The sequence below is a fragment of the Lentzea fradiae genome (assembly GCF_900100955.1).
Classification (GTDB): domain Bacteria; phylum Actinomycetota; class Actinomycetes; order Mycobacteriales; family Pseudonocardiaceae; genus Lentzea; species Lentzea fradiae.
Genome location: NZ_FNCC01000008.1, coordinates 206,617 through 227,194, shown reverse-complemented (window position 1 = coordinate 227,194; position 20,578 = coordinate 206,617). Strand labels below are relative to the sequence as shown.

At 70.7% G+C, this 20,578-nt stretch carries 21 protein-coding genes and 1 riboswitch; of the genes, 10 read left to right on the top strand and 11 right to left on the bottom strand.

The features are described 5' to 3' along the window. Window positions 1-9: 9 nt before the first annotated feature. The gene (locus tag BLT23_RS20575; RefSeq protein ID WP_090051426.1) at window positions 10-546 is read left to right on the top strand and encodes an EF-hand domain-containing protein; all 537 of its coding nucleotides are present in this window, start codon (window positions 10-12) and stop codon (window positions 544-546) included. Here BLT23_RS20575 and folE read toward each other — a convergent pair. Next, window positions 511-1,056, bottom strand: coding sequence for a GTP cyclohydrolase I FolE (folE, locus tag BLT23_RS20570; protein WP_425434403.1), 546 nt, complete (start codon window positions 1,054-1,056; stop codon window positions 511-513). The genes BLT23_RS20575 and folE overlap by 36 nt on opposite strands. 112 nt (window positions 1,057-1,168) lie before the next feature. On the opposite strand from folE, the gene BLT23_RS20565 reads away from it, so the two are divergent. Then, window positions 1,169-1,846 (top strand): helix-turn-helix transcriptional regulator, encoded by a 678-nt coding sequence (locus tag BLT23_RS20565; RefSeq protein ID WP_090051424.1) that lies wholly within the window; start codon window positions 1,169-1,171, stop codon window positions 1,844-1,846. Here BLT23_RS20565 and cobN read toward each other — a convergent pair. After that, window positions 1,807-5,370, bottom strand: coding sequence for a cobaltochelatase subunit CobN (cobN, locus tag BLT23_RS20560; protein WP_090051423.1), 3,564 nt, complete (start codon window positions 5,368-5,370; stop codon window positions 1,807-1,809). The two genes, BLT23_RS20565 and cobN, sit on opposite strands and share 40 nt — an antisense overlap. A 45-nt stretch (window positions 5,371-5,415) precedes the next feature. Next, a riboswitch (adenosylcobalamin (AdoCbl) riboswitch) is annotated at window positions 5,416-5,508 on the bottom strand. 37 nt (window positions 5,509-5,545) lie between these two features. Here cobN and BLT23_RS20555 point away from each other — a divergent pair. Genes BLT23_RS20555 through BLT23_RS20545 form a run of 3 tightly spaced genes read left to right on the top strand, consistent with a single transcriptional unit; the run spans window position 5,546 to window position 8,609 of the window. Further along, on the top strand, window positions 5,546-6,544 hold the full coding sequence (locus tag BLT23_RS20555; RefSeq protein WP_090051422.1) for a hypothetical protein: 999 nt from the start codon (window positions 5,546-5,548) through the stop codon (window positions 6,542-6,544). Further along, on the top strand, window positions 6,541-7,161 hold the full coding sequence (locus tag BLT23_RS20550; protein WP_090051421.1) for a precorrin-8X methylmutase: 621 nt from the start codon (window positions 6,541-6,543) through the stop codon (window positions 7,159-7,161). Before BLT23_RS20555 ends, BLT23_RS20550 begins: the two co-directional genes overlap by 4 nt. After that, complete coding sequence (locus BLT23_RS20545; protein ID WP_090051420.1) at window positions 7,158-8,609, top strand: precorrin-2 C(20)-methyltransferase; 1,452 nt, start codon at window positions 7,158-7,160, stop codon at window positions 8,607-8,609. The genes BLT23_RS20550 and BLT23_RS20545 overlap by 4 nt, the downstream gene beginning before the upstream one ends. Here the strand turns inward: BLT23_RS20545 and BLT23_RS20540 are convergent. From BLT23_RS20540 to BLT23_RS20520, 5 genes are all read right to left on the bottom strand, one after another. Continuing rightward, the gene (locus BLT23_RS20540) at window positions 8,581-9,282 is read right to left on the bottom strand and encodes a cobalt-precorrin-6A reductase (RefSeq protein ID WP_176946840.1); all 702 of its coding nucleotides are present in this window, start codon (window positions 9,280-9,282) and stop codon (window positions 8,581-8,583) included. The genes BLT23_RS20545 and BLT23_RS20540 overlap by 29 nt on opposite strands. Further along, window positions 9,279-10,019, bottom strand: a complete 741-nt coding sequence (gene cobM / locus BLT23_RS20535; RefSeq protein WP_090051419.1) for a precorrin-4 C(11)-methyltransferase — start codon at window positions 10,017-10,019, stop codon at window positions 9,279-9,281. Before cobM ends, BLT23_RS20540 begins: the two co-directional genes overlap by 4 nt. After that, the gene (gene cbiE, locus BLT23_RS20530; protein WP_090051418.1) at window positions 10,016-11,161 is read right to left on the bottom strand and encodes a precorrin-6y C5,15-methyltransferase (decarboxylating) subunit CbiE; all 1,146 of its coding nucleotides are present in this window, start codon (window positions 11,159-11,161) and stop codon (window positions 10,016-10,018) included. The genes cobM and cbiE overlap by 4 nt, the downstream gene beginning before the upstream one ends. Beyond that, window positions 11,142-11,531: a PPOX class F420-dependent oxidoreductase gene (locus BLT23_RS20525; protein ID WP_090051638.1), complete on the bottom strand. Its 390-nt coding sequence runs from the start codon at window positions 11,529-11,531 to the stop codon at window positions 11,142-11,144. The genes cbiE and BLT23_RS20525 overlap by 20 nt, the downstream gene beginning before the upstream one ends. 116 nt (window positions 11,532-11,647) lie before the next feature. Next, window positions 11,648-13,966 carry a chitobiase/beta-hexosaminidase C-terminal domain-containing protein gene (locus tag BLT23_RS20520; protein WP_090051417.1) on the bottom strand — a complete coding sequence of 773 codons (2,319 nt, stop codon included), beginning with the start codon at window positions 13,964-13,966 and terminating at the stop codon, window positions 11,648-11,650. Between the two features lie 143 nt (window positions 13,967-14,109). Here BLT23_RS20520 and BLT23_RS20515 point away from each other — a divergent pair, with 143 nt between their 5' ends. After that, window positions 14,110-14,922: a helix-turn-helix domain-containing protein gene (locus BLT23_RS20515; RefSeq protein ID WP_090051416.1), complete on the top strand. Its 813-nt coding sequence runs from the start codon at window positions 14,110-14,112 to the stop codon at window positions 14,920-14,922. On the opposite strand, the gene BLT23_RS20510 is transcribed toward BLT23_RS20515, so the two are convergent. Genes BLT23_RS20510 through BLT23_RS20495 form a run of 4 tightly spaced genes read right to left on the bottom strand, consistent with a single transcriptional unit; the run spans window position 14,895 to window position 19,061 of the window. Then, entirely contained in the window at window positions 14,895-16,583 is a 1,689-nt protein-coding gene (locus tag BLT23_RS20510; RefSeq protein ID WP_090051415.1) for an aminotransferase class V-fold PLP-dependent enzyme, read from the bottom strand. The genes BLT23_RS20515 and BLT23_RS20510 overlap by 28 nt on opposite strands. A gap of 1 nt (window position 16,584) precedes the next feature. Further along, window positions 16,585-17,343, bottom strand: a complete 759-nt coding sequence (locus tag BLT23_RS20505) for an amino acid ABC transporter ATP-binding protein (RefSeq protein ID WP_176946839.1) — start codon at window positions 17,341-17,343, stop codon at window positions 16,585-16,587. Further along, window positions 17,330-18,166 (bottom strand): amino acid ABC transporter permease, encoded by an 837-nt coding sequence (locus tag BLT23_RS20500; RefSeq protein WP_090051413.1) that lies wholly within the window; start codon window positions 18,164-18,166, stop codon window positions 17,330-17,332. Before BLT23_RS20500 ends, BLT23_RS20505 begins: the two co-directional genes overlap by 14 nt. After that, window positions 18,156-19,061: an ABC transporter substrate-binding protein gene (locus tag BLT23_RS20495; protein ID WP_090051412.1), complete on the bottom strand. Its 906-nt coding sequence runs from the start codon at window positions 19,059-19,061 to the stop codon at window positions 18,156-18,158. Before BLT23_RS20495 ends, BLT23_RS20500 begins: the two co-directional genes overlap by 11 nt. Window positions 19,062-19,210: 149 nt before the next feature. On the opposite strand from BLT23_RS20495, the gene trxA reads away from it, so the two are divergent. Genes trxA through BLT23_RS20475 form a run of 4 tightly spaced genes read left to right on the top strand, consistent with a single transcriptional unit; the run spans window position 19,211 to window position 20,558 of the window. After that, window positions 19,211-19,582, top strand: a complete 372-nt coding sequence (trxA, locus tag BLT23_RS20490; protein WP_090051411.1) for a thioredoxin — start codon at window positions 19,211-19,213, stop codon at window positions 19,580-19,582. A 33-nt stretch (window positions 19,583-19,615) separates the two neighbouring features. Continuing rightward, a complete protein-coding gene (locus BLT23_RS20485) occupies window positions 19,616-20,005 on the top strand; it encodes a phage holin family protein (protein WP_090051410.1) in 390 nt (129 codons plus the stop codon). Continuing rightward, a complete protein-coding gene (locus BLT23_RS20480) occupies window positions 20,002-20,292 on the top strand; it encodes a DUF3618 domain-containing protein (RefSeq protein WP_090051409.1) in 291 nt (96 codons plus the stop codon). The genes BLT23_RS20485 and BLT23_RS20480 overlap by 4 nt, the downstream gene beginning before the upstream one ends. Further along, window positions 20,289-20,558 carry a DUF4235 domain-containing protein gene (locus tag BLT23_RS20475; protein WP_090051408.1) on the top strand — a complete coding sequence of 90 codons (270 nt, stop codon included), beginning with the start codon at window positions 20,289-20,291 and terminating at the stop codon, window positions 20,556-20,558. Before BLT23_RS20480 ends, BLT23_RS20475 begins: the two co-directional genes overlap by 4 nt. Window positions 20,559-20,578 lie beyond the last annotated feature (20 nt).

The window sequence follows — 20,578 nt, the reverse complement described above, 5'->3', positions numbered from 1 at the left end:
CTTCGGCGCATGGCGAGCGACTTCCAGAGACAGAAGGTGTCCCCCGTCTTCGAGGCGATGGACGCCAACCACGACGGCTACCTGGCCGAGGACGACTTCCGGGCGCTGACCACGCGCTGGGTGGAGGTGCGCGGCGGCGACGAGGAGAAGCTGGCCCAGGTGATGATGGGCTGGTGGGAGGCACTGCGGACGGCGGCGGGCCGCGACCGCGTCTCCCTCGACGACGTGATGGGCGTCGTCGACGTCCTGCCGAGCAGCCCCGAGGCGGTCTTCGGCACCGCGGACGCGATGTTCACGGCCGCCGACGCCGACAACGACGACTACGTCTCGCAGGACGAGTACCGGATGATGATCCGCGCGTGGCTCGGCCACGACGGCCCGGTGGACTTCGCGAGGCTCGACCTCGACGGCGACGGCAGGCTGTCACGCCACGAGTTCGCCCAGCTGTGGATGGAGTTCTGGGCCGGTGACGACGAGACGGCGCCCGGCTCCTACGCGTTCGGCCCGGTGTCAGGCGTGCACGAGGGTGAAGAACTCCTGACGTGACGCGGGGTCCTCGCGCAGCACGCCCTGCAACGCCGAGGTGACGGTGCTCGACCCGGCGACCCGCACACCCCGCAGCGCCATGCACATGTGCTCGGCCTCGATCACGACGCCGACCCCCTTGGGGCGCAGGTGTTCCTGCAACCAGTCCGCGACCTGTTTGGTGAGGCGTTCCTGCACCTGGAGGTCACGGGCGAACATCTCCACGACCCGTGCCAGCTTCGACAGCCCCAGGATGCGCTCCCCCGGCAGGTAGCCGACGTGCGCGACGCCGTGGAACGGCAGCATGTGGTGCTCGCACAACGACTGCACGGGAATCCCGCGTGCCAGCACCAGCTCGTCGTAGCCCTCGTCGTTCGGGAACGTCGTGAGGGTGAACGTGCGCGGGGTGAGCAGCTCGGCGTAGGCGTCGGCGACGCGGCGGGGAGTGTCGGCCAGGTGGACCGAGAAGGGGTCTTTTCCCAGCGCTTTCAACAGGTCCGCCACGGCCTGCCGGGCCGCCTCGGTGTCGATCGGGCTCGCCTCGGTGCGACTCGGGAGCGTCACGACGTCCTCCTTCTAACGACGACTTCCGCTAACGTTAGAACCGTCGGGCGAATTAAGTCAACCAAAGTGGGTTTTAGAGATGGCCGACCCCGTCGCCGCCGTCGCGGCACTCGACGAGCCGAACCGGCGCCGGCTCTACGACTTCGTCGCGCGCCAGGCCGCGCCCATCAGCAAGGACGAGGCCGCGCAGGCCGTCGAGCTGCCGCGCACGACAGCGGCGTTCCACCTCGACAAGCTGGTGGAGCTCGGCCTGCTCACCGTCGTCCACCAGCGGCGTTCCGGCCGCGGCGGCCCCGGCGCGGGCAGGCCCGCGAAGCTCTACCGGCGCTCCGGGGAGCAGATCGAGGTCTCGCTGCCCGACCGGCGCTACGAGGCCGCGAGCCACCTGCTCACCGACGCGCTGGTGGAGGCGGAGTCCACCGGCGACCCCGTCCGCGAGGTGCTGAACCGGCGCGCCTACGAGTGGGGCACCGAACTGGCCGCCGCCGCGCACCGGGACGTCACCGAGGCGCTGGCGGGTCTCGGGTTCGAGCCGCGTGAGGACGACGGGTCGATCCTGCTCGGCAACTGCCCGTTCCACAGCCTGGCCCAGCGGCACACCCGGCTGGTGTGCGGGATGAACCTGTGCCTGGTCAGCGGGCTGCTCGACGGGATCGAGGCGGACGGGGTGACCGCGCGCCTCGACCCGGCACCGGAACGCTGCTGCGTCCGGGTCGATCAGACGCCGTCCTCCAGGTCGCCCTCTGTCTCCAGGTAGGCCGACCGCAGGGCGTCCAAAGTGGACTCCTCGGGGTGCTCCCACATCTTGCGCTCGGCCGCCTCCAGCAGGCGTTCGGCGATGCCGTGCAACGCCCACGGGTTCGAGGTCTGGAGGAACTTGCGGGTCTCCGGGTCGAGCACGTAGGTCTCGGTGAGCTTCTCGTACATCCAGTCGGCCACGACGCCGGTCGTGGCGTCGTAGCCGAACAGGTACTCGACCGTCGCCTGGAGTTCGAACGCGCCCTTGTAGCCGTGCTGCCGCATCGCGCCGACCCAGCGCGGGTTCACCACGCGGGCGCGGAAGATCCGTGACGTCTCCTCGGTGAGCGTGCGGGTGCGCACCGCCTCGGGACGGGTGCTGTCGCCGATGTACGCGGCGGGTGCCTTGCCCGTCAACGCCTTCACCATCGTGACCATGCCGCCGTGGTACTGGAAGTAGTCGTCGGAGTCGGCGATGTCGTGCTCGCGGGTGTCGATGTTCTTGGCCGCCACCGCGATCCGCCGGTACGCCGACTCCATGTCCTCCCGTGCCGCCACGCCGTCGACCCCGCGGCCGTACGCGTACCCGCCCCACACCGCGTAGACCTCGGCGATGTCCGACGAGTCGCGCCAGTTGCGGCTGTCGATCAACGGCAGCACGCCCGCGCCGTACGCGCCCGGCTTGGAGCCGAAGATCCGCAGCGTCGCCCGGCGCTCGTCGCCGTGCTCCTCCAGGTCGCGCAGCGTGTGCGCCCGCACGAAGTTCTGCTCCGCGGGTTCGTCGAGGGCGGCCACCAGCTGCACCGCGTCGTCCAGCAACGCCACCACGTGCGGGAACGCGTCGCGGAAGAACCCGGAGATCCGGACCGTGACGTCGATGCGCGGCCTGCCCAGCTCCTCCAGGCCCATGACCTCCAGGCCCGTGACGCGGCGGGACTGGTCGTCCCACACCGGCCGCACGCCCAGCAGCGCGAGCACCTCGGCGATGTCGTCGCCCGCCGTGCGCATCGCGGACGTGCCCCACACCGACAGGCCCACCGAGGGCGGCCATTCGCCGTCGTTCTCGTCCCGGTACCGCGCCAGCAGCGACTCGGCCATTGCCTGCCCGGTCTCCCACGCGAGGCGCGACGGGACGGCCTTCGGGTCCACCGAGTAGAAGTTGCGGCCGGTCGGCAGCACGTTCACCAGGCCGCGCAACGGCGACCCGGACGGACCAGCCGGGACGTAGCCGCCGTCCAGCGCGTGCAGCACGTTCGTCATCTCGTCGGTCGTGCGCGCGAGCCGCGGCACCACCTCCAGTGCCGCGAACTCCAGAATCCGCTGCACGTCAACGGACTCGTGCAGGGTCTTGGCGACCTCCGGGTCCCAGCCCGCGTCCTCCATCGCCTGCACGAGGGCGCGCGCCTGCTCCTCGACCGCGTCGACATCCTCGCGGGCCTGCGAGTCGAGCCCGAGCGCCTCGCGCAGACCGGGCAGCGCGGCCACCTGACCGCCCCACATCTGCCGCGCCTGCAACATCGCGAGCACCAGGTTCACCCGCACGGACCCGGACGGCGCCTCGCCGAGGACGTGCAGGCCGTCGCGGATCTGGACGTCCTTGACCTCGCACAGCCAGCCGTCGACGTGCAGGATGAACTCGTCGAACTCCGCGTCGTGCGGCCGGTCGTCGAGGCCCAGGTCGTGGTCGAGCTTCGCGGCCTTGATCAGCGTCCAGATCTGCGCGCGGATCGCCGGCACCTTGGCCGGGTCCATCGCGGAGATGTTGCCGTATTCGTCCAGCAGCTGCTCCAGCCGCGCGATGTCGCCGTAGCTGTCGGCGCGGGCCATCGGCGGCACGAGGTGGTCGACGAGCGTGGCGTGCGCCCTGCGCTTGGCCTGCGTGCCCTCGCCGGGGTCGTTGACCAGGAACGGGTAGACCAGCGGCAGGTCGCCCAGCGCCGCATCGGTGCCGCAGGACGCGGACATGCCGACCGTCTTGCCGGGCAGCCATTCCAGGTTGCCGTGCTTGCCGACGTGCACCACCGCGTCGGCGCCGAAAGACGACTCGATCCACCGGTACGCGGCCAGGTAGTGGTGCGACGGCGGCAGGTCCGGGTCGTGGTAGATCGCGATCGGGTTCTCACCGAACCCGCGCGGCGGCTGCACGACCACCGTGACGTTGCCGGAGCGCAGCGCCGCCAGCACGATCTCGCCGTCCTCCGACTTCGAGCGGTCGACGAACAGCTCACCCGGCGCGGGACCCCAGTGCTGTTCCATCGACTCGCGGAAGTCCTCCGGCAGCGTGTCGTAGAACACCCGGTAGTCGGCCGCCGCGATGCGGATCGGGTTGCTCTCGAACTGCTCCTGGGTGAGCCAGTCGGCGTCCTGGCCACCGGCCGCGATCAGCGCGTGGATCAGCTTGTCGCCGTCCAACTCCTCGACGCCCGGCAGCTCGTCGCCGATGTCGTAGCCGTGCTCCTTCATCGCCTTGAGCAGCCGCACGGTGGACGCGGGCGTGTCGAGCCCGACCGCGTTGCCGATGCGGGAGTGCTTCGTCGGGTACGCCGACAGCATCACGACGACCTTGCGTTCGCCGACCGGGATGTGCCGCAACCGGCCGTGCCGCACGGCGATGCCCGCGACGCGCAGCGCCCGTTCCGGGTCGGCCACGTACACCGTGAGGCCGTCGGCGTCGATCTCCTTGAAGGAGAACGGGACCGTGATGATCCGGCCGTCGAACTCGGGGATCGCGACCTGCGTCGCGGTGTCCAAGGGAGACAGCCCGTCGTCGTTGGCGTCCCACGACTCGCGGCTCGACGTGAGGCAGAGCCCTTGCAGGATCGGCACGTCCAGCTCGGCGAGCGCGCCGACGTCCCACGCGTCGTCGTCACCACCGGCCGACGCCTTCGCCGGGTTCGTGCCCCCGGCCGCGAGCACCGTCACGACCAGCGCGTCCGCTTGACGCAGCGTGTCGAGCAGCTCCGGTTCGGCGGTGCGCAGCGACGAGCAGTAGACGGGCAGCGGCTTGCCGCCCTTGGCCTCGATCGCGTCGCACAAGGCGTGCACGAACGCCGTGTTCCCGGCGACGTGGTGCGCGCGGTAGTAGAGCACCGCGACCGTGGGGCCTTCGCCGCCGCTCTCCCGCTCCAGCACGCCCCACGTCGGCGTGGCGGCGGGGGCGGCGAAGCCGTGCCCGGTCAGCAGGATCGTGTCGGAGAGGAACTTGTGCAGCTCAGCGAGGTTCGCCGGCCCGCCGTGGGCCAGGTAGAGGTGCGCCTCCGCGCACACGCCGCCGGGCACCGTCGACAGTTCCATGAGCGCCGCGTCCGGCTGCTGCTCACCACCCAGGACCACCACCGGCAGCCCGCACGCGAGGAGCCAGTCGAGGCCCTCTTCCCACATCCGGCGGCCACCGAGGATGCGCACGACCACCAGGTCGGCGCCCTCGACGAGCGCGGGCAGGTCGTCGGCGGAGAGCCGGGCGGGGTTGCCGAGCCGGTACTCGGCGCCGCTCGCGCGGGCCGACAGCAGATCGGTGTCGGAGGTCGACAACAGCAGGATCACGCAGGCTCCATCCCTCGTGGGGTCCTCGCCCCAGGTTGCGGGTCGCGGCGAAGCGGAGTTCCTGACTCCCAGCGGGTTCGCTGGTCACAGTGGCGGGACCGTGCCGGATTCGCACCGGCTTCCTCCTGCGCTTCGTCGTTCGGCTCACCCTAGCGGGCGAGCTACAGTCCGAGCCATGCGCGCACGTCCCGATTCCTGTCCCGGCGCCGTCGAGCTGCACCAGGCGGCCGATGGCGGGCTGGCGCGCATCCGGGTGCCCGGCGGCACCCTCACCGCCGCCCGGTGGGATGTCGTGCGGGCCGCCGCGCTGGAGCTGGGCAGCGGCGAGATCGAGCTGACCTCGCGGGCGAACCTGCAGATCAGGGGCCTCGCGGACGGGGTGGAGCTGGGTGCGCGGCTGCGTGCGGCGGGACTGCTGCCGTCCGAGACGCACGAACGCGTCCGCAACATCGTCGCGGCACCGCTGGAGGACAACCAGGACCTGGTCGACGCGCTCGACGCGGCCCTGTGCGCGGACCCGTCGCTGGCCGCGCTGCCAGGCCGTTTCCTCGTGACGGTGGGGGCTTCGGTGAGCGGGCTCGGCGGCGACCTCGGCCTGGTCGGCGACGCCCTCCTGCTCGCCGGAACCGATACAGGCGTCCGGGTCACCGACCCCGTCGACGCCGTCGTCACCGCGGCCCGGCTGTTCCAGTCGCTGCGCGGCACCGCCTGGCGGTTGTCCGAAGTGGACGGTGGTGTGCGGAAGATCACCGAGCACCTCGGCGTGACGGACGCGCCGCGCGTCACCCCGGCTGTGACTCCCGTCCCACCTTCCCCGCTGACACCGGGCGTTCCGCTGGGCCGCCTCGACGCCCGCCTGCTGCCCGGCGTGCCGGTGCGGCTGACACCGTGGCGCAGCCTGGTGGTGCCCCCGGGAACGGACACGTCCGGCCTGGTCACGGACCCGGCGTCGGCGTGGCACGGGGTCAGCGCGTGCACCGGGCGCCCCGGCTGCGCGAAGTCGCTGTCGGACGTGCGGGCGGACGCGAGCACGTGGCTCGGCACCCCGCACGACCGGCCGGTGCACTGGTCGGGCTGCGCGCGCCGATGTGGTCGCCCGGCCGGAGATGTGATCGAGTTCGTCGCGACCGGCGACGGCTACGAGGAGATCAGGGTGACGGAGCACAACAGGTGACCGACTACGTCAAGGACGGCGCGGAGATCTACCGCCGGTCCTTCGCCACCATCCGCGCGGAGTCGGACCTCACCGGGTTCCCCGACGACGTCGCGAAGGTCGTCGTCCGCATGATCCACGCGTGCGGGATGACCGATCTGACCGCCGATGTCGGCTTCTCGCCGAACGTCGTCCGCGACGCCCGCGCGGCCCTGCGCGCCGGTGCGCCGATCCTGTGCGACGCCACCATGGTCGCGTCCGGCGTGACCCGGCGGCGGCTGCCGAGGGACAACGAGGTCCTGTGCTACCTCCAGGACCCGCGCACCCCGACCAGGGCCGAGCGGATCGGCAACACCCGCAGCGCCGCCGCGCTCGAACTGCTCGCGGACCGGTTCGCGGGAGCCGTGATCGCGGTCGGCAACGCCCCCACCGCGTTGTTCCACCTGCTCGACCTGATCGCCGCCGGGGCGCCGCGGCCCGCCGCCGTGCTGGGCATCCCGGTCGGGTTCATCGGCGCGGCGGAGTCCAAGGAAGCTCTGGCCGCGACGGACCTGGAGCACCTGGTGGTGCACGGAAGGCGGGGCGGCAGCGCCATGACGGCGGCGGCCATCAACGCGATCGCGAGCGAGGAAGAATGACGGGAAAGCTCTACGGTGTCGGCCTGGGTCCAGGTGACCCGGAACTCGTGACGGTGAAGGCCGCGCGGCTCATCGGCGAGGCCGACGTCGTCGCGTTCCACAGCGCCCGCCACGGCAAGTCGGTGGCGAAGACGATCGCGGCGCCGTACTTCCGCGAGGGCCAGGTCCTCGAACAGCTCGTCTACCCGGTCACCACCGAGGACACCGACGACTACCAGGGCGAGATCGACGCCTTCTACGAGCAGGCCGCCGCCCGGCTCGCCGCCCACCTCGACGCGGGCAGGAACGTGGTCGTGCTCGCCGCGGGCGACCCGTTCTTCTACGGCTCGTACATGCACATGCACAAACGCCTCGCCGACCGGTACGAGTGGGAGGTGGTCCCCGGCGTGACGTCCGTCAGCGGCGCGTCCGCCGTGCTGGGCACCCCGCTCGTGGAACGCGACGAGGTGCTCACGGTCCTGCCCGGCACGCTGCCGCCCGCCGAGCTGGCGAGCCGTCTGGCCGACACCGACTCGGCCGCGATCCTCAAGCTGGGCCGCACGTTCGGCAACGTCCGGCGGGCGCTGGAGGAGTCCGGCCGCCTCGACGGCGCCTGGTACGTCGAACGCGCCACCACCGGCCGCCAGCGGACGTCACCGCTCGCCGAGGTCGACCCGGACGGCGTCCCGTACTTCTCGCTCGCGCTGCTGCCCAGCCGGTCGAAGCCCGCGAAGCCGCGCGGGGAGGTCGTGGTCGTCGGCCTCGGCCCCGGCTCGCGGGACTGGCTGACGCCGGAGGCCCGCCAGGAGCTGGAGGCCGCCGACGAGCTGGTGGGCTACTCCACCTACCTGAACCGCGTGCCCGAACGCCCTGGCCAGAAGCGGCATTCCTCCCACAACCAGGTCGAGTCGGAGCGCGCCGCGTTCGCCCTCGACCTCGCGCGCCGCGGGTCACGGGTCGCGGTCGTGTCGTCGGGTGATCCCGGCATCTTCGCGATGGCCACGGCCGTGCTGGAGGTCGCCGCGCAGCACCCGGACGTGCCCGTGCGGGTCGTCCCCGGTGTCACGGCCGCGAACGCCGTGGCGGCCAAGGCGGGTGCGCCGCTCGGCCACGACTACGCGGTGATCTCGCTGAGCGACCGGCTCAAGCCGTGGGACGTCATCGCCGCCCGGCTGGAGGCCACCGCCCAGGCCGACCTGGTGATCACGATCTACAACCCGGCGTCGAAGGTCCGCACGCACCAGGTCGCCGACATGCGCGATCTCCTGCTGCGGCACCGGAAACCGGAGACGCCCGTCGTCGTCGGACGGGACGTTGGCGGTCCGGAGGAGGAGATCCGCGTCCTCACGCTCGGCGACCTCGACCCGGCCACGATCGACATGCGCTGCCTGCTGATCATCGGCTCCTCGCAGACGGTCGTGACGCCGCACGGCGTCGTCTTCACGCCCCGGCGGTACCCAGCCACCTGACCGCGGCGTCCACGTCGGCCACCACTTCCACCGGTGGGAGCGGTGGCCGGCGCACGACCACGACCGGAATCCCCAGCTGTCGAGCGGCTTCGAGCTTGGCCGACGTCATGGCGCCGCCGCTGTCCTTGGTGACCAGGACGTCGATCCGGTGCGCGCGCATCAGCTCCAGCTCACCGTCCACAGTGAACGGTCCGCGCGACAGCAGCACCTCGATCCGGTGCGGCATCGGCGGTTCCGGGGGTTCGACCATCCGCGCGAGGAACCACTGCGGGCACCCGGCGAACTTGGCGAGGTCCTGCCGCCCGGTCGTGAGGAACACGCGCTCGCCCGGAAGCTCTTGTGCCGCTTGGGCGACGCTGTCCACCCAGTGCCAGCCGGGCCGCGGCGTGAACCCGGGCCTGCGCAGCACCAGCAACGGCACCCCGACGCGCCCGCAGGCTTCGAAGGCGTTCGCCGTGATCCGCCGCGCGAACGGGTGGGTGGCGTCGACGACGGCGTGGACGTCGTTGTCCCGCAACCACCGCGCGAGCCCGTCCACCCCGCCGAACCCGCCGATCCGGACCTCTCCGGCAGGCAGCCGCGGCGCGCTCACCCGCCCGGCGAGCGAGGAGACCGCCGGGACGCGGGACGCGAGCTCGCGCGCCTCCCCCGTCCCGCCGAGGATGAGGATCATCGGACGCGCGTGGCCGAGTACAGGTGGCTGTCGGGGAACTGGGTCGCGCCGAGGGTCTGCCCCACGATGATCACCGCCGTGCGCTTGATCCCGGCGGCTTTCACCTGGTCCGCGATGTCGTCCAGGGTCCCGCGCAGCACGACCTCGTCCGGCCGCGAGGCGTACGCGACCACGGCGACCGGGCAGTCCGCGCCGTAGTTCGGCACCAGTTCTTCCACCACCTCGGAGATCCGCTGCACGGCGAGGTGCAGGACGAGCGTGGCGTGGCTGCGGCCCAGCGTGTCGAGGTCCTCGCCCGGCGGCATCGGCGTGGCGCGCTGCGACGTCCGCGTGAGGATGACGGTCTGCCCGACGCCCGGCACCGTCAGCTCGCGCTGCAACGACGCCGCGGCGGCGGCGAACGCGGGCACGCCCGGCGTGACGTCGTAGTCGATGCCCAGCGCGTCCAGCCGGCGCATCTGCTCGGCCATCGCGCTGAACACCGCCGGGTCGCCGGAGTGCAGCCGCGCCACGTCGAGGCCCTGCTCGGACGCCGCCGCCAGCTCGGCGACGATCTCGTCCAGCGTCAGCTCGGCCGTGTCGACCTTGCGCGCGCCCTGCGGGCAGAAGTCCAGCAGCTCCACGGGCACCAGCGCGCCCGCGTAGAGGCAGACGGGCGACGACTCGACCAACGACCGCCCCCGCACGGTGATCAGGTCGGCCGCTCCGGGCCCCGCCCCGATGAAGTGCACCGTCACTTGGTCACGCTCCACGTCGTCACGGGCATGTGCGGCCGCCACCCGGTGAACCTGCCGACCGAGGACCCGCGGTTCACCGCGATCCGCACCAGGTCACCACCGATCCTGGCGTACCACTGCGCCACCACGGCCTCCGATTCGAGCGTCACGGCGTTCACCACGAGCCGCCCGCCGGACGGCAGCGCGTCCCAGCACGTCTGCACCACACCGGGCACCGTCAGCCCGCCGCCGACGAAGATCGCGTCGGGTTTCTCCAGCGGCGCCAGCGCCTCCGGCGCCCGTCCGACGACGACCTCGACACCGGGCACCCCGAGCGAGGCGGCGTTGCGCCCGATCCGGTCCGCGCGCTCGGCCGACTGCTCGACGGCCACCGCGCGGCAGGTGGGGTGCGTCCGCGCCCACTCGATCGCGATGGACCCGGTCCCGGCCCCCACGTCCCACAACAGCTGCCCCGGCAGGGGCGCCAGTCTCGACAGGGAAATCGCCCGCACCTCACGCTTCGTCAGCTGGCCATCGGTCTCGTAGGCGTCGTCCGGCAGCCCCGGCACGCGCGAGTACGCCTCACCCGCGTACTCCACCGCGAGGACGCACAACGGGTCCGCGGTCTGTCCCGCCCACTCGTACACCCGCTCGCCGGGCCCGCCGAGCTGCTCCAGCACCGTCACCCGCCCGGCGATGGCCGCGACGGCCTGCGGGTCCCCGCCCAGCACCAGCACGCGCCGACCGGGGGCCAGCGCCGCCCGCAGCAGGTCCGGCGACCGCCCGACCAGCGACACGACCTCGACCTCGTTCAACGCCCACCCGAGCCGCGCCGCCGCGAGCGACACCGACGACGGGTGCGGCACCACCCGCACGCGCGAGCCGAGCAGGCGGACCAGCGTCGTGCCGATGCCGTGGAACATCGGGTCGCCGGACGCGAGCACGCACACGTCCCGGTACCTCGCGAACAGCTCCGGCAACGCGGGCACCAGCGGCGACGGCCAGGCCACCCGCTCGAACTCCCCCGGCACCAGGCCGAGCTGCCGCCGCGACCCCATCAGCACCTTCGCGCCCCGCACGGCTTCCTGAGCCGCCGGGGACAAGCCTTCCCAGCCGTCGGCGCCGATGCCGACGACCACGACGTCAGAGCGTTCCGGTGACACGCTTCACCTGGATCTCGATCACGACGCGCGTCGGGTTCACCCGCGGCTGCCGGTACCGCTCCGCGTACCGCCGCACCGCCTCCTCGACGGCCGCCGGGTCGTCCTTGACCACCGCGGGACCCTCCAACGTGGACCACCGCCCACCGTCCACCTGGCACACCGCGGCGTACCCGGCCTTGCGGACGTGCTTGACCTTCCACGACCCGCCGTCGGTGATCACCCGCGCGATCCCTGCCTCCCGGTCGAGCGTGACGCCGACCGGCACGACGTGCACGGTCCCGTCCGGACGCGCGGTGGACAGCGTGCACAGGTGCCGCTCCGACCAGAACTCGGCGAACTCGGGGCCCCGCTCGATCGTCATGGCACGCATCATGCAACGCCCGGACCCACGACCGGAAATCAGGACCCGAACGACCAGGTGAGCCCTCGTGCCCGGAACGGAACACGGCCCGCCACCGAGGTGACGGGCCGTGGTTCCGGTTGTCGCTACGGGTAGTTGACGACGTTCACCGGGACCGTGCCCGGCGGCGTCACCGCGCCCACGTTGTTGACGACGTGGGTGATCGTTCCCCGGTAGTTGAGCGAGACGGTCAGCAGGTTGTGCAGCCGCACGCCGGACCTGTTCGGCACCTCGAACGCGTTCTCCGAGCGCACCGACGGGTTGACGTCGAAGAAGCAGTAGCTGCCGAGCCCCCACGCCTCGTGGTTCTGGACGTTGTCGCCGACCTTGTAGGCGGCGTACCCGGCCTGCCCGGACGGCCTGTTCCAGGTCGCCTGGTTCGGGACGTCGTAGGGCATCTCGTTCTGGAAGAAGATCGTCCGGCCGCGTTCGCCGTTCCAGATCACCTGCGTCTTCTGGTAGTGCTCGACGAACAGGCCGGTGGCCAGCACGTCGTTGCCGTTCACGACCAGGCCGGTGTCACCGATCGCCTCGTTCCAGCCCCAGGTGCCGGCGTTGCCGTGGTCGGCGCGCCAGATCCAGGTGTGGTCGATGATCGTGTTGTGGCTGTTGATCACCAGGCTGTTCGTCGCCTTGCCCGCGACCGCGCCGCCGACGCGGAAGAACACGTCGTGCAGCGAGATCGGGTTGGAGGCGTGCGAGGCCGACGAGCCGGCCGGGCCGACGGTCATCAGCGACGGGGACAGCGTCGTGCCCGCGTCGAACAGGATGCCCTTGACCCGCACGCCGTCGACGTCGGCCACCTGCATGGCGGTGACGCCGTTCTGCGGCACGATCGTCGCGTAGCCGATGCCCAGCACGACGGTGTTGGGCCGCGTGACGTTGATCGTCTGGTTGACGTTGTAGATGCCGGGCGTGAAGAACAGGTTGCAGCCCTGGGCCAGCGCCGCGTTGATGGTCGCGGCGGTGTCGCCGGACTTCACGACGTAGAACTGGCTCATCGGCAGCGACGTGCCGGGCGTGCCACCGTTGACCCACGAAGCGCCGGACGCGTTGGTGCGCGTCGAAGGCACGAACACGCGGTACTTGTTGTCCTCGAAGTAGAGGTACGGCACGTCACGCGAGATCGGCGTCGTCGCCAGGTTGGTCGACGGCGGGTTCGGGAACGTGGTCGCCGGAGCGCCGGGCGTTCCGGAGAACGTCATGTTCCAGACGCCACCCTCCCAGCTGCCGTAGTTCGAGTCACGCGTGTACCACTGCTGCTGCGAGACCGACGCCGTCAGGCCGGAAACACGCGTGTCGGCCGTGTAGCCACCGGACGCAAACCCGTAGGAGGCCGGGTAGAGCGCCAGGTTGCCGCGGATGTCCATGCGCCGGAACGGAGCGGCCTGCGAGACGGCCCACCGGTTGGTGCCGTTGCTCGGGTTGACGGCCATGTTCTCGGCGGAGCGCCAGAAGTTCTGCAGCGCCACACCCTTGTCCGACTCGTTGAACGCGTCGACGGTGATGTCACCGTTGATCACGACGTCACCGGGGTTGCGCCCGAGACCCGCGACGGACGTGTAGTAGCCGACGTCGTCGTGGACGTTGTACGTACCCGGCTTGAACAGGTGCGCGACCCGCCGCGGCGCCATCTGCGCGGTGAGCGTGTCCTTCTGGTTGTTGAAGTCGATGTCGAGCTGCGTCTGGATCGACTGCGAGGACATGCTCGGATCGAAGATCCGCGTGTTCGGCCCGAAGTTCGGGGTGTCCGACTGGACACAGCCCTGCTGCGTGCCGATCGTGTAGGTCGCGCTGCCGACGGCCGAGTTCGTCAGCCCCGACTTGATCGCGATGGCGTTGACCGTCCGGCTGCTCGGCACGGAGATCGGCCCGCTGTACACGGGCGAACTGCCGGTCGGCGTCGAACCGTCCACTGTGTACCGGATCGTCGCACCGCTGGTGGCGGTGGAGATCGTCACGGTCTGCCCGGACGTGTAGGCACCGCCCGGCGGGCTGAACGTCGGCGTCGCGACCTGGGAGGGCGCGCTGCCGTGGGTGTAGGTGAAGTGCGGGGAGTCGTACTGCGGCCCGCTCTTCTCGTAGGTGAACCAGTATTCGAGCCGCGTACCGGACGACAGCGACCCGACGGTCTTCTGCCAGGTGCCGGAACTGTTGGTCATGCGGAAGTTCTGCTGGTTCGCACCGTTGACCAAGTAGTGCACGTCGACGTACAGGGCAGGGGTCGTCGGCGTGAAGTTGATTCTCGCCTGAGTGGCGTCCAGCGCCGTCACGCTCTGCGTGTAGTCATCGGCCGCGGAGGCGACGGAGGACGACGCGAATGACGACAGGGCAATCGCTGTGGCGGCCAGGCCGGCCAGCCATCTCACCTTTGAGAGCGCTCTCACACCACGAACGGTAAACATGAGATGACAGGGAAGGGAAGACGTAAGTTACGAGAAAGCTGTCGGATTCGACCGGGATGCGATGTCCGTCCGGGGTTGTTTTCACCCGAACGAGTAGCGGAGCGGGAGCGGATTGGAGCGGCTTCAAGCCATAGCTTCGGCGCATGACTCCATCCACCGCGTACAGCAGGGACCTGGGCGATGAGCTGCGGCGCATGCGTGAGAAGTGCACCGGCCTGAACGGCCACGAGCTCGCCAGGAAGCTCGGCTGGGACCCCAGCAAGGTGTCGACCATCGAGCACGGCAAGGCACGCGCCAGCGAGGTCGACCTGGTGCAGTACTTCACGGCCTGCGACAAGGACATCGACGCGTACGAGGACTTCAAGCACCGCTATCGATACGCGTTCGACGAGTACATCGTGCAGCTGTCCGGCAACCTGCGCACGGTGGCGATGGCGGAGTCCACGGCCAGAACGATCATCAGCTACGACCCGCTCCTGGTGCCAGGCCTGTTCCAGACGGCGGAGTACGCGGAGGGCGTGTACGAGGTGACCGGGCTGGTCGCGCCGGAGCGCATTCCCGCGCTCGTGCGGTGCCGGACCGACCGGCAGACGATCCTGAACCGGCACGACAGGCCGGACTGCGTGTTCTACGTCCACGAACTGGCGCTGCGGCAGCCGATGGGCAGCCGCGAGGTGATGGAGGGCCAGTACCGGCGGCTGCTCACCAAGGCGCACCTGATCCGGCTCGTGCCCGCGGAGGTCGCCGCCGTCTCGGCCGGTTTCATGCTCTGGGAGTACGAGAAGGCCAAGCCGGTCGCCTACAGCGAGAGCGAGTTCGCCAAGGTGTTCGTGCAGGACCCCGGCGCGATCGCCAAGGCCCGTCAGCACTTCACCCAGCTGAGGAAGGTCGCGCTGGACGAGGAACGCACCCGCGCGACGCTGCGCCGCTACCTCTCCGAGGCCGCCGTCGTCTGACCGGTCCCCCGGCTCTCGTTGAGGTAGTTGTAGATCGTGTAGCGGGTCACCCCGAGCACCCCCGCCAGGTGGTCGACCGAGTCGCGGATCAGGAAGAACCCCGCCTCGTCCAGCACCCGCACGACCTGCGACTTGTGCACCTTCTTCATCAGCTCGACCGGCACGCCCACGTCGGCGACCGCCTTCTCGACGAGGACCCGCTGGAGCGTGTCCACGTCCTGCGGGAACGACTCGACGGGGCCCGATGCCTCGTGGGCGGCCAGTTTGTTGACGCACAGGCAGCCGATGGCGACGCCGGACGCGTCGCGGACGAAGGTGGTGGACGACCAGATGGCGCGGCCGTCCGGGGCGTAGGTCTCGTAGCCGGGCATGTCGGTGGTGGTGCCGCGGCGGACCAGGCCCAGCAGCAGGTCCGTCATCGGGCCGCCCACCTGCCTGCCGGTCAGGGTGCCCGCGATGGCGATGATCGAGTTCGGCAGGCGGGACAGGTCGTGCACCACCACCTCGGTGTCCGGGCCCAGGGCCGATGCCAGCGAGTCCACGGTCGGGACCAGTGCGGACAGGGCGGCCGGGACCGGGGAGGCGGCCGTGCCGGAGAGCGAGCGGAGGGCGGCTCGGACGCGTTCCAGGGTGCCGCGGGACGTGGTGGCGTGCGGGGACAGGCGCACGTGCTCGGGGCGGACCGTGGCGGTGACGCCGAAGGCGTTCAGTGCCTCGCCCACGACCGGGGCCGCGTGGGGCATGGTGAACGCGAGGATGCCCGCCCGGCGGTCCCGGGCGGAGACGATCTCGCCGCCGCACGACAGGACGATGTCCTCCAGTTCCGCGACCAGGGCGCCGACCGCGGAGTCCAGTGCGGGAACGCCGGCCAGCTCGACCAGCTCCAGGGCTTCGGCGAAGGCGCCGGACACGACCGGGGAGAGGTTCGTGATGTTCCACGCGGCGGCGTCCGGGGCGGCGTCGTGGACCTCGTTGTCGAACAGGCCCGCGTCGACCGCGCCCGTCCAGCCGGACAGGACCGGGGACAGGCGGTCCAGGGCACGGTCGGACAGCACCACGAAACCGGTGCCCCACCCGGCGCGCAGCCACTTCTGGCCGCCGACCACCAGGACGTCGGCCAGCTCCCACGGTTCGTCGACGACGCCGAAGCCCTGGATGCCGTCGACGATCAGCAGGCGGTCGCCGACGGCTTCACGCAGCCCGGCGAGGTCGGCGCGGTGGCCGGTGCGGAAGTCCACGGCGGACACCGACAGCGCGGACACCTCGGAAACACGTGAGGAAACCGCCGAAGGCGTCACGGGACCGTCCAGCAGGACGGACGGCAGGCCCGCCCGCACCCACGGGTAAGTGTTGGACGGGAACTCCGCCGCCGAGTACATGACCGTGCCGGTCAGGCCGAACGCCGCCTGGAACAGGCCGGTCGACGTGTTCGGCACGAGCGCCACGTGGTCGGTGTCGGTGCGGCACAACCGTGCCACGGCGGCCTTCACCCGCTGCTCCTCGCGCATCAGCGTGTCCACTGTGGCGGGACCGGCGAGCGACGCCTGGTCCATCAGGCGCGCGGTCGCCGTCACCACGGGCAGGGACGGCGGGCCGAAGCGGGCGAAGTCGAGATACCCCTCCGGTTCGCGGAACTGGGAGAGGTACGAGGCGTCGATCAAGTCAGAGCACCTTTGCGAGGAACTGTCGTGTGCGCGGCTGCCGCGGATTGTCCAGCACGTCGGCCGGACTGCCCGTCTCCACCACCGCGCCGTCGACGAGGAACACCACGCGGTCGGCGACCGAGCGGGCGAAGCCGATCTCGTGGGTGACCACGATCATCGTCATGCCTTCGCGGGCGAGCGACGTCATGACGTCGAGCACCTCGCCGACCAGCTCCGGGTCCAGCGCGGACGTGGGCTCGTCGAACAGCATCAGCTTCGGTTTCATCGCGAGGGCCCGCGCGATGGCGACGCGCTGCTGCTGGCCGCCGGAGAGCTGCGCCGGGTAGGAGGACGCCTTCTCGGCCAGCCCCACCCTCTCCAGCAGCGCCAGCGCCTCCGCGCGCACCTCCGCGCGGTCACGCCCAAGCACCTGGACGGGGCCCTCCATGACGTTCTCCAGCGCCGTGCGGTGCGGGAAGAGGTTGAACCGCTGGAACACCATGCCGACGTCGCGGCGCTGGTGGGCGGCCTCCCGCTCGCGCAGCTCGTAGAGCTTGCCGTTCGCCGACCGGAACCCGACCGGCACGCCGTCGACCCAGATCCGGCCGGCGTCGATCGTCTCCAGGTGGTTCACGCAGCGCAGGAACGTCGACTTGCCCGCGCCCGACGGGCCGAGCAGGCACACGACCTCGCCGCGCTCGACCTCCAGGTCGATGCCCTTGAGAACCTCGGTGTGGCCGAACGACTTGCGGACTCCGACCGCCTCAACGAGGGCCATACGCACGCTCCAGGTAGTGCTGCCCGATCGACGCGAGGGACACCATCACGAGGTACCAGGCCGCGGCGGCGAACAGGGTCTCCATGATCTCCAGGTTGCGCGACGAGATGTTGTTCGCGGCGTGGATGAGCTCCAGGAAGGCGATCACCGACGCCATCGAGGTGCCCTTGATCATGTTGATGAAGTTGTTGCCGGTCGGCGGGATGATCACGCGCATCGCCTGCGGCAGGACGACCCGGCGCAGCGTCGTGAACGGCGTCATGCCGATCGACTTGGCCGCCTCGGTCTGCCCGGAGTCGACGCTGCTCAGGCCCGCGCGGACGATCTCGGCCATGTAGGCGCTCTCGTTGAGCCCCAGGCCGAGCAGCGCCGCGACGAACGCGGTCATGACCACGTTGGTGGGCACCGAGAACAGCATCGGGATGCTGATGTTCTGGAACACCAGCGCGAGGTTGAACCAGATCAGGATCTGCAGCAGCACCGGCAGGCCGCGGAACAGCCAGATGTAGCCGACCGCGAACCACCGCGCGACCGGGTTCGCGGAGAGCCTCATCAGCGCGATCACGACGCCGAGCAGGATCGCGCCGCCCTGCGCGGCGACCGCGAGCACGATGGTGTTGAGCAGACCTTCGAGCATCACCGGGTGCGTGAAGAACCCCGGGACGTCCTCCCACTGGATCGCCGCCCCGGACATCGCCCAGCCGAGACCGGCGATGACCAGCAGGATCACCGCGCCGCTGACCCACCGCCAGGGGTGGCGCAGCGGCACGACGACGAGCTCGGAGGACGGGGCCTCCTCGGCGGTGCGCAGGTCACTGGCCATTGATCGCGGCCTTCGTGATCGCACCCTGCTTGATGTCCCAGGTGGTGAGGATCTTGTCGTAGGTGCCGTCGTCGATCAGCGACTGCAGCGCGCCCTTGATCGCCTCGGACAGCTTCGCGTTCTTCTTGTTGACGCCGATGCCGTACGGGCCGCCGTTGATCGGCGCGAGAGGCACGACCTCGAAGTACTCGCCGTCGCCCGCGGTCTTCGACACGTACACGGCGGTCGGCAGGTCGTTCAGGATCGCCGCGACGCGGCCGGTGCGCAGCTGGTTCTGGTTGCCGGTGTCGCTGTCGGTGACGCTGAGCTGCACCTCCGGCTTGCCCGCCGCCTGGCACTTCGCGCTCTGCTCCTTGGCGAACTGCTCCTGCGAGCTGCCGAGGTTGACCGCGATGCCCTTGCCGCACAGGTCGTCGACGGACTTGACGCCCTGCGGGTTGCCCTTCTGCACCATGATCGTGATGCCGGAGGTGAAGTAGTCGACGAAGTCGATCTTCTGCTGGCGCTCGGCGGTGTCGTTCATCGCGGCCATGGTCACGTCGACGCGGCCGGTCTCCAGGCTCGTGATCAGCGAGCTGAACGCCATGTCGCTGTGCTCGGCGGTGAGCCCGAGCTTCGCGGCGACCGCCTTGATCAGGTCGACCTCCGACCCGATCGGCGTCTTGCCGTCGGCGTCGTAGAAGTTGTTCGGCGGGTTCTGGATGTTCGACCCGACCCGGAGCTTGCCCGACGAGGCGATCTCGGGCGGCAGCAGCGCGGCGAGCGCGTCGTCCTTGCGGACGGAGCCCAGGTCGGAGGACGGGGGCGCGGAGTTCTCCGTACCGGTGTCGGACGTGGACCCGCAGGCGGCGAGCCCCAGCACGAGCAACGAGGTCACGAGCAGGCGCGGCATCATGACCGGGGACCGTACAACGTGAAGTTGAAGACGTCCACAAAAAGTTGAAGACACGCTGCGCTGCCGTGAGGTGACCGGCGGCACGCGGGGAATTCCGGCGGACCCCGGTTCGTTGGACGGGGTGCCCCCAGCAAACGAGGAGGACCCACATGGCGACGGTCGAGCTGACCACGGAGAACTTCGACGAGGTGGTCGGCGGATCCGGCATCGTCCTGGTCGACTTCTGGGCCGAGTGGTGCGGCCCGTGCCGCGCCTTCGGGCCCACGTACGAGGCGGCGTCGGACAAGAACGAGGACATCACGTTCGGCAAGGTCGACACGGAGGCGCAGCAGGAGCTCGCGGCCACGTTCGGCATCCGGTCGATCCCGACGCTGATGATCGTCCGCGACGGCGTCGTGCTGTTCTCCCAGCCGGGCGCGCTGCCCGGTAACGCCCTGGACGACCTGATCGACCAGGCGCGCAAGGTGGACATGGACGAGGTCCGCGCGAAGGTGGCCGAGGCGCAGGCCAAGCAGGGCTGATTGGCAGAACCTCGCTCTGGGTAGCCGACGTGCATGAACACCGACACGTCGACCGCACAGCTGGTGAACCAGCTGTCCGAGCAGGTGAGCAGGCTCGCGCGTGACGAGATCCGTCTCGCCGTCGCCGAGCTGAAGGACAAGGGCAAGCACGCCGGTGTCGGCGCCGGGATGTTCGGCGTGGCCGGCGTGTTCGCGTGGTGGGGCGGGCTCAGCGTCGTCGCGGGCCTGATCCTGCTGCTGGCACTCGTAGTTCCGCCGTGGGCGGCCGCACTGATCGTCGCGGCCGCCCTTCTGCTGTTCGCGGGCGTGTTCGCGCTCGTCGGCAAGGGGCAGGTCAAGCAGGCCGCTCCCCCGGTGCCGCGGCAGGCGATGGACAACGTGCAGCGGGACATAGCGACGATCAAGGAGAGTGCGCACCGATGACCGACCCGGACAAGGAACAGCTCCAGCGCGACGTCGAGCGCACCCGGCGGGAGCTGGGTGAGACCGTGGAGGCGCTGGCGCACAAGGTCGACGTGCCCGGCAGGGTGAAGGAGCAGGCGCACGAGACGGTCGTGCGGATGACCGCCGCGACGAACCAGGCCGTCGACTCGCTGCCCGAGCCCGTGGCGGCGCAGGTCGAGAAGGCGCGCCGGCACCCAGGAGCGGTCGCGGCGGCGCTGATCGCGCTCGTCCTCGCGCTCTGGGCCATCACCAGGAGGAACCGATGAAGCTGCTGTACCGCCCGCTGGGCATGCTGGTCGGCGCGCTGGGTGGCTACCTGGCGAGCGCGATCTTCGGACAGATCTGGAAGCTCATCGCGGGCGACAAGGAAGCTCCGAGCGCCACGATGCGGGGCCGCACGTGGCGGGAGGTGCTGCTGGCGGCGGCACTGCAGGGCGCGATCTTCGGCCTGGTCAAGGCCGCGATCGACCGCGGCGGCGCCAAGGGCTTCCAGCGCCTCACCGGCGAGTGGCCCGGCGACGAGGAGGACTGACCCTCCCGACAGCAGGGCGA

Bases quoted from the DNA above. Each gene is read 5' to 3' on its own strand.
- BLT23_RS20525 (WP_090051638.1), bottom strand. From the start codon at position 11,531: ATGCGTGCCATGACGATCGAGCGGGGCCCCGAGTTCGCCGAGTTCTGG.
- BLT23_RS20545 (WP_090051420.1), top strand. From the start codon at position 7,158: ATGACGGGAAAGCTCTACGGTGTCGGCCTGGGTCCAGGTGACCCGGAA.
- BLT23_RS20485 (WP_090051410.1), top strand. From the start codon at position 19,616: ATGAACACCGACACGTCGACCGCACAGCTGGTGAACCAGCTGTCCGAG.
- BLT23_RS20500 (WP_090051413.1), bottom strand. From the start codon at position 18,166: ATGGCCAGTGACCTGCGCACCGCCGAGGAGGCCCCGTCCTCCGAGCTC.
- BLT23_RS20505 (WP_176946839.1), bottom strand. From the start codon at position 17,343: ATGGCCCTCGTTGAGGCGGTCGGAGTCCGCAAGTCGTTCGGCCACACC.
- trxA (WP_090051411.1), top strand. From the start codon at position 19,211: ATGGCGACGGTCGAGCTGACCACGGAGAACTTCGACGAGGTGGTCGGC.
- BLT23_RS20480 (WP_090051409.1), top strand. From the start codon at position 20,002: ATGACCGACCCGGACAAGGAACAGCTCCAGCGCGACGTCGAGCGCACC.
- BLT23_RS20540 (WP_176946840.1), bottom strand. From the start codon at position 9,282: ATGATCCTCATCCTCGGCGGGACGGGGGAGGCGCGCGAGCTCGCGTCC.
- BLT23_RS20575 (WP_090051426.1), top strand. From the start codon at position 10: ATGGCGAGCGACTTCCAGAGACAGAAGGTGTCCCCCGTCTTCGAGGCG.
- BLT23_RS20520 (WP_090051417.1), bottom strand. From the start codon at position 13,966: ATGTTTACCGTTCGTGGTGTGAGAGCGCTCTCAAAGGTGAGATGGCTG.
- BLT23_RS20555 (WP_090051422.1), top strand. From the start codon at position 5,546: ATGCGCGCACGTCCCGATTCCTGTCCCGGCGCCGTCGAGCTGCACCAG.
- BLT23_RS20515 (WP_090051416.1), top strand. From the start codon at position 14,110: ATGACTCCATCCACCGCGTACAGCAGGGACCTGGGCGATGAGCTGCGG.
- BLT23_RS20475 (WP_090051408.1), top strand. From the start codon at position 20,289: ATGAAGCTGCTGTACCGCCCGCTGGGCATGCTGGTCGGCGCGCTGGGT.
- BLT23_RS20495 (WP_090051412.1), bottom strand. From the start codon at position 19,061: ATGATGCCGCGCCTGCTCGTGACCTCGTTGCTCGTGCTGGGGCTCGCC.
- BLT23_RS20565 (WP_090051424.1), top strand. From the start codon at position 1,169: ATGGCCGACCCCGTCGCCGCCGTCGCGGCACTCGACGAGCCGAACCGG.